At 63.3% G+C, this 6,425-nt stretch carries 5 protein-coding genes and 1 pseudogene; 1 reads left to right on the top strand and 5 read right to left on the bottom strand.

Features of this window, described 5'->3' with window-relative positions:
• Positions 1–500: 500 nt before the first annotated feature.
• Genes virB11 through ACFQ24_RS09850 form a run of 5 tightly spaced genes read right to left on the bottom strand, consistent with a single transcriptional unit; the run spans position 501 to position 4,699 of the window.
• Complete coding sequence (gene virB11 / locus ACFQ24_RS09870) at positions 501–1,481, bottom strand: P-type DNA transfer ATPase VirB11 (protein WP_380910777.1); 981 nt, start codon at positions 1,479–1,481, stop codon at positions 501–503.
• On the bottom strand, positions 1,478–2,512 hold the full coding sequence (locus tag ACFQ24_RS09865) for a TrbI/VirB10 family protein (RefSeq protein ID WP_380910775.1): 1,035 nt from the start codon (positions 2,510–2,512) through the stop codon (positions 1,478–1,480). Before ACFQ24_RS09865 ends, virB11 begins: the two co-directional genes overlap by 4 nt.
• 2 nt (positions 2,513–2,514) lie before the next feature.
• The gene (locus ACFQ24_RS09860; RefSeq protein WP_380910773.1) at positions 2,515–2,844 is read right to left on the bottom strand and encodes a TrbG/VirB9 family P-type conjugative transfer protein; all 330 of its coding nucleotides are present in this window, start codon (positions 2,842–2,844) and stop codon (positions 2,515–2,517) included.
• Positions 2,845–2,861: 17 nt separating this feature from the next.
• Entirely contained in the window at positions 2,862–3,638 is a 777-nt protein-coding gene (locus ACFQ24_RS09855; protein ID WP_380910771.1) for a virB8 family protein, read from the bottom strand.
• Positions 3,635–4,699, bottom strand: coding sequence for a type IV secretion system protein (locus ACFQ24_RS09850; protein ID WP_380910784.1), 1,065 nt, complete (start codon positions 4,697–4,699; stop codon positions 3,635–3,637). The genes ACFQ24_RS09855 and ACFQ24_RS09850 overlap by 4 nt, the downstream gene beginning before the upstream one ends.
• Positions 4,700–5,835: 1,136 nt before the next feature.
• Here ACFQ24_RS09850 and ACFQ24_RS09845 point away from each other — a divergent pair.
• Positions 5,836–6,134, top strand: a pseudogene (locus ACFQ24_RS09845) (DUF736 domain-containing protein).
• The last annotated feature ends 291 nt before the right edge of the window (positions 6,135–6,425 follow it).

The raw sequence follows: 6,425 nt of genomic DNA, 5'->3' as shown, positions 1-6,425 counted from the left end.
GCAGTAATGTGCCGATGATCCCCCACTCGTCCTCCGTCAGCCCAATACGCTCGCCCAACGCCACCTCCAAAAGGCAGCCTTGAATCAACGCCCGATCCTGCTGTCAACCTTTGTCCACGAAACCTAGCTCGCGGAGAGGCTGGAAGGCCGCGTTAGCCGAAACTGCTCCATACCCATAGCCGGCAGCGGCTCTGGACCAGCGTCATCGCGCCAGCGGCAAGGTCGGCGTTGCGCTCGTTCAAGCGCTGGCGCACAGATCAAGGTACGGATGACCTGGCGCATACTGCTAGTTCCGCATGTGTTTGGGCTTGCAGGAAGTAGTACAAGAACCGCATGCCGTTGATAGCTTCACCTCACCGCATCAGGCGCGTTGCCTATAGTGGTGAATGCGAAGCGGATTTAAGTGTCTCAAGGAATTGACCCGAGGGCAGCGGAAATATGGAGCGCGGTTCACCGAATACTAGCTTCGGCCTAGTTAACCTCGGGTTAGACCACCGGCCTCAAATCGCTGTAACACACGACATAATCTCGTCGACGCGCCGCCCTCGCGCGTCGCGCTTAAGCTGCACGACCAGGTCGAGCGAGCGGCGAATATAGGTTATCACATCGTCCCAGCGCATATGGATGCCTGTCTGCAGCACCAGTAGCGCAAGCTGGTCGATCGCGCGGGTAGGCGAATCCGCATGGATGCTGGTCAATGATCCAGGATGTCCGGTGTTGACCGCGCGTAGGAAGGTAACTGCCTCTGCTCCCCGGATTTCGCCCAGGATGATGCGGTCAGGCCGCATCCGCAACGACGCAATCAGCAGATCATCGGCACCGACTGCAGCTTCGCCAAGTGCCGATCGCGGCGTCACGAGACCAACAGCATTAGCGTGGGTTATCATCAGTTCGGGCGTGTCCTCGATCAACACCAGTCGCTCATCCGGCGGAACCTCCTGCAACAGTGCGTTAAGGAAGGTGGTCTTGCCCGACGATGTGCCGCCTGAGATCAATATATTGCGCCGGGCCAGCACCGCGTCGCGTAATATCGTCATGGGATGCAATTCACTTGTTGCAGCTGGTCTTATTTCGGGCTTGTCGCCTGCTATGAGGACCCCATCAAACGCGCCCCGCGCCTCATAATCTTCAAGTCTCAGCGCCGCCATGCCATGTTTACGAATGGCGATAGCAATCTCGCCCCGGGTCGCAGGCGGGATGATTATCTGCACGCGCTCGCCACTGGGCAGCGCTGCCGACAGGATCGGATATTCGCGGTTGATCCCCTGCGCGGTTACCGCTGCGACCTGCCGCGCCAACCGCAGCAGCAGTTCCTGCGTCAGTTCAGGTGCGTCGATCCGCTCAATCGACCCACCCAGTGTCTCGCGCCACAATTCGCCTGGCCTATTGATGTAGATGTCGGTCACATCATCATGGGCAAGATGCTGGTGTAGCGGCGCAAGACAGGTTTCGAGATAGACGTTCGCTCCCCCGCTGATCATGGCGATACGTCGGTGAAGTCCAGGTCACGCGCTACGAATACCGAAACGCTCGTGCCCTGTTTGACTTTGACGGTGGGCTGCACCTTTTCCGATCCGATTTGTGGCGCCATTTGGCCTTGCAGCGGCACAGCGTAGATCACATTGCCGTCTGAGGCACGATTGATCGCGATCTGCGTGCCGACGTTCAGCGCCGATTGCAGGATAGATCCGCCAAACCGCTCGACGAAGTGCGAATCGACCTTCCCCTCAACGCCGGCGCGGCCGAGTGGGTCGGCGGAGGGAGAATCAAGGTTTACCAGCACACCATCTGGACGCATCAGCCGCTGCCACTGGATCAGGGCGCGCTTCTGCCCCGGCTGCAGGTCCGCCTTATAGTCGCCTATCAGCCGGCTGCCTCGCGGAATCAGCACCCTGGCCCCATCAAAACCGTAGACGTCGCGTGAGATGATCGCGCGGGCAAAGCCCGGCCGCGTCGAATCCAAAGCGCTTTCAAGCACCGCCTGGATCACGGTGCCCTGAGGCACTGTCGTTCCTGGATTCGAAAAGTGCCTCGCCAACACCCGCTCGCCCGCAGGCGCGGACGCGACCAGGCCGAGCGCTGCGGCGCCGGTGTCGGGCGCTGAAGACGGCATGGGCTGCGGTTGGGGCGTCATCTGCGCGTCGCGAGTCGGCATCATGTCGGGATCGAATTGCTCGCGTGCGGGGCGGACGCGCTGGATGGCGAGCGGGGGCTGACGGGCTACGCGCGCCTGCGAAGGCGCGTTCATAAAGGCGGGGACGGGCGGGTACGGATCGCTATATTCCGGGGTGACTACAATCGGCGGTGGAGACATGATCTGGTCGCCTTCGGCATAACTCGCGGTGATCGTCGGCGTGCTCAGCGTCGCTCGCCGGCTCTCCAGCAGTACGAACAGCGAGATTGCCAGAAGCGCGAGCGCGATGCCGAAAACCCAGACGCCCGTGCTGTTGCGTGGGACGCCCACGCGGGGACGGATGTTTTGGGCCGGGCGTGATTCTGGCTGGTCAATCATCTTTACCGTGCCTCGCCTTGTGCCATCCTGCGCACGGTCACTTCGGCCTTGTCTATGCGGAAGCGCAGCCGCGAGTAGATCCGGTCGATGGTGAAGATGCTGCCGCGCATATAGCCGTCGACCATCTCCTCCCGGCCGCGCGCGTCGATCGCAAAGACAGCGGGTAATGGCTGGTCGGGACGCCATTCGATATACGTCTTCTCTCCATCGTCCGATAGAGCCGTCGGCCTCAGGGCCATGTCGCCCTTCATTTGATAGCGGCCCACTACATCCCGCAATTGGGCCGGTGCGGGCTCATCCCAGAACAAGGCGGCCCCGACCGCCAGCAGCATTATCACAATTCGCCCGCTCACTGCTCGACCTCTGGCCGCCTCGGCGAGGGACGCACCGCGACCGGCCGCGAGACCGCCGGATTGGGTGCGACCTGGACTGGTGCCGTCTCGATGCGCGGCGGGATTTCAGCGTCGCGGCGATAGCGCACCACTTGGAATCCGAGGGGGTTGTCGAGCCGGTCGCCCGCACTCATCCCCGCGCTCGAAAAGCGGTAACTGATCACCGCCTGCCAGGGCTGCGGTTCATGCGCCCGCCCGCCCGGATCAGTGCGCACAGTGACGAAGCGCACCAGTGCTGTCGATGGGCCGAGCGAGGAAATGCCGCGCACCTCCGCCGTCACCACCGCACGGCGCGGCAAAGTCGCGAGCGGGCTTGACGAGTTGGTCGCCTGCATCTGCGCGATATAGCGCGCCCGCGCGTCGCCTGCTGACCACAACGCTACCTTGCGATAGTCGTTCTTCAGGCTATCGACGTCGAAGCCTTCGCGGGACAGCACATATTGCGCCAGAAATGACCGGGTCAGCGCGCGGTCGGGTGCGACCACCTCCTGGTCGAGCGGCTTCAGCGCCTGGACATAGCCGGTCTGGCGATCGACGAGCAATGTGTAGGGCTCAATGGTCTTGAGCGGCGCCAAAGCAATGATCGCGACCCCTTCCACCAGGGCGGTCGCGGTCGCCACCCCGGCGATTAGCCAAGCGATTCGCAGCGACCGGCGCCGCTGCGCTTCGCGGTCCGTGGCCCAGCTTTCGGCCGTTCCCAGATAGCTGCTCAGCTTCTGCCCGGGGTCGTTCATGCCCTGCCGTCCCTTATCTCACTCGACATCGACGCCCCCCGGTGCCTCCTGCTACGAAAGCTGTTGCCTAACATCGTCTGTTCTATCGCGACCGTCGCTGCCGTCGCTTGATCAGGTAGGTGTCGGCTGTGTTCGACCGATCGGCGCACCACATGCGTATTTTCCCAATCCTCGCGCCGAAGTGTCGCCGCCATGACTTCGCTAACCTGCGCCGCCCGCGACTGGCCATGCGCGCTAGGCACCGTCATCGGCGTTATTGGGCTGTCAATCGTCCGATCGCTGCCAGCTGTCCGCCCAAGGCCGTCGATCGGCAATATCTGCAGCGCCCAATCATGTCCTTGAAAGGCGACCCGCGACATCAGGAAAAGCATGCCAGCCATCAGCCCCGCGAAAGCTAACGACATTGTCAACAACTCGGTAGGCGCCGACGGAGTGAAACCATTCGCGGCGCGTTGCGCGACGACGTCGCTCGCCCATGGCAGCATAATGACGACTTGCGCCGCCTGCGCTACGGTAAGCACTAGGCTGCCGAGCGCGCAGAAGACGAGGCCGCGCGCCCAACCTATAAATATGGCCCGCGTGCCTCCGAACAGCAGCAGGCCGGCTACTAGCGGGGCCAACGCCAGCAGCAGGCCTGCGCCGAAGCGCAGGATCGCAAAGGGTCCGATCGCGCCAGCAAGGAACAGCACCCGACCCCAAGCATAGCCGGCCTCATCCGGCAGCGCGATCGATCTGAAGGCTGGGCCCGGATCGTTACCGTCGATCGCCGGATTGTTGGCGCGTCCGGTGCCGAGCAGGGTCAATGCCACAAGCATCTCGTCGACCTGCTGCAAGCGGTCACGCACAGGCTCGCCCGGGCCGGCGATGCCCGACGCCTGCACAACGGAGTGCGCGACTTCCGCCGGCCCATCGAGCACAAGATCGTAACCTACCACGCGCCAAGCCGGCCAACTCGACGCTAGCGCCAGCACGGCTCCGATCTTGATTGCCCCGCCAACCATGTCGCGCGCCGGCAAAGCTTGTCCCATCAGCATCCGAAAGCCCACCAGCGCGACAAACAGGGTCAGCAGGACAGCAGGCCATGCAGAGCCCTGGATTGCTGCGCGACACCTTGTCCAACGCGGCGAAAGGAAAGCAAAATCCCCCTGTTCGGAGGCGGTTTGCGGATATTCCGCATATATTTGCGATATAGTCCTCGCGCCTGTTGCGGCCGAAAGCCGCAGGAATCCGCAGCTCTTCGACGACTGCTAGCTTCATTTGGCATCAGTCCTTTTCGGTTCGGAAGGAGGGACGGGGCCCCGCCTTGCGTCCGCGCGACCGCGCTCTTTGGTTCGCGATGGCCATGGCTTCCTTTCCGACCCCCGTTCGGGGTCTCGGCCTGGTGGTTTCGATCGCCGGCGGGACAAGGAAGCCGCGCGTGCGCGGCGGCGCTTGCTTTGGAGCCTCTCCCTTACGGCAAGTGCGGGTGGCGCTCCCGGCTAGGCCCGTCGCAGCCGAGGCCAACCCCTGCGGAGTGCTCCACTCCAGGTTCCGCCCTTCGGTGTCCTCGCCCGCTTGTGCTTGGCCTTTTGGTCGCGGTTCGCCGCCCATCCCCGCCTTCGCGGGGAGGCTTTGTGCCTTTTTGGGGTGGCTGGAGGACAGGCCATGCCAAAATGATCACGCCGCAGCACCCGCCGCAAGGGTGAGGAAACGGAAATACACGAGCGCGCGAACCTTAACGTGCCGACCGTGCGCAAGCGCGGCATTCTCCTTCCCGTCATGGACGTGCGGACGCCGCTCAACCCAGTCGGATGGCCGAATTCCGTTGCCGTCCTGGCCCGAATCAGGGGCTTTGGAAATTCAGCAGCGGCGGAGCCAGGTCGGCGCGAAGAAGCGATATGCGGAGCCTGCCATTCCCCACCTGCATCACTGCCGGCATCCGCCTATCTTGGCCTGTGTTCCGCTTAACGTCGCAGCGATCGCGTCCCATACAGCCTCTCTTCATGGCGGGTCTGGCGCCTGCGGGCCTTGTCCGCGCAACGGCTTCGCCGGCCTTCTTCCCCGCCCTGTCGGGCTTCCTCGCGAACCAAGAAAGCCGGCTTCGGGCCGTCCTCCGCTGGCGCTTTGGTCCCTTGGATGCGCGGCGGCCGGCCGTCGCCCTGTCGACCGCCATCGAGGCCGCATGGGGCGGCGTTCGAGCAATCGAAGGGAACTTCTCATGGCACAGATTGGCAGCTTCACCCGCAACGAGGACGGCGTCTACAACGGTGAATTCGCACGCTCACCCTTCGCGTCAAGGCCAGCATTCGGCCGGTAGAGCGCGAGCATGACAAGGCACCCGACCACCGGGTCAGCGCCGGCAACGTCGAGTTCGGCGCTGGCTGGACCAAGGCGGCGCGCGAGACCGGGGCTGAATATTTGAGCCTCAAGCTCGATGATCCATCCTTCCCGGCGCCGATCTACGCAACCCTTACCCAAGGGGATAATGGCGAGCACAAGCTCATCTGGTCGCGCTGACCCGCGACGCCCCGCGCCGTTCCGGGCGCGGGGCATTCACTCCCTTCCTTGAAGTCATGCAAATCGCAACGGCAGACCATGGCGACCCGCCGATCATCCTCAGCGAAACACACATTCTCGGATGTGATCGGGCGAATCGATCGTCCCCATGGCTAATGAGGATACGCCGGGCTGAATAGGAATACTCGAGGGGTGTCGAAAAGCGCCTGCCGTTTTTCGACACTCCCGGCCCGGTGTCCTCGTCTCCATCCCGGGTGCCTCGATCGCGCGGTTGCGATCGCTGCGACAGGA

It is taken from the genome of Sphingobium olei, assembly GCF_042678845.1.
GTDB classification, from domain to species: Bacteria; Pseudomonadota; Alphaproteobacteria; order Sphingomonadales; family Sphingomonadaceae; genus Sphingobium; species Sphingobium olei.
The sequence above is the reverse complement of the archived record's forward strand: the minus strand, read 5'-3'. Positions and strand labels throughout refer to the sequence as shown.

Excerpts from the sequence above, each read along its gene's own strand:
- virB11 (WP_380910777.1), bottom strand. The coding sequence starts at position 1,481 with ATGATCAGCGGGGGAGCGAACGTCTATCTCGAAACCTGTCTTGCGCCG.
- ACFQ24_RS09865 (WP_380910775.1), bottom strand. The coding sequence starts at position 2,512 with ATGATTGACCAGCCAGAATCACGCCCGGCCCAAAACATCCGTCCCCGC.
- ACFQ24_RS09860 (WP_380910773.1), bottom strand. The coding sequence starts at position 2,844 with ATGCTGCTGGCGGTCGGGGCCGCCTTGTTCTGGGATGAGCCCGCACCG.
- ACFQ24_RS09855 (WP_380910771.1), bottom strand. The coding sequence starts at position 3,638 with ATGAACGACCCCGGGCAGAAGCTGAGCAGCTATCTGGGAACGGCCGAA.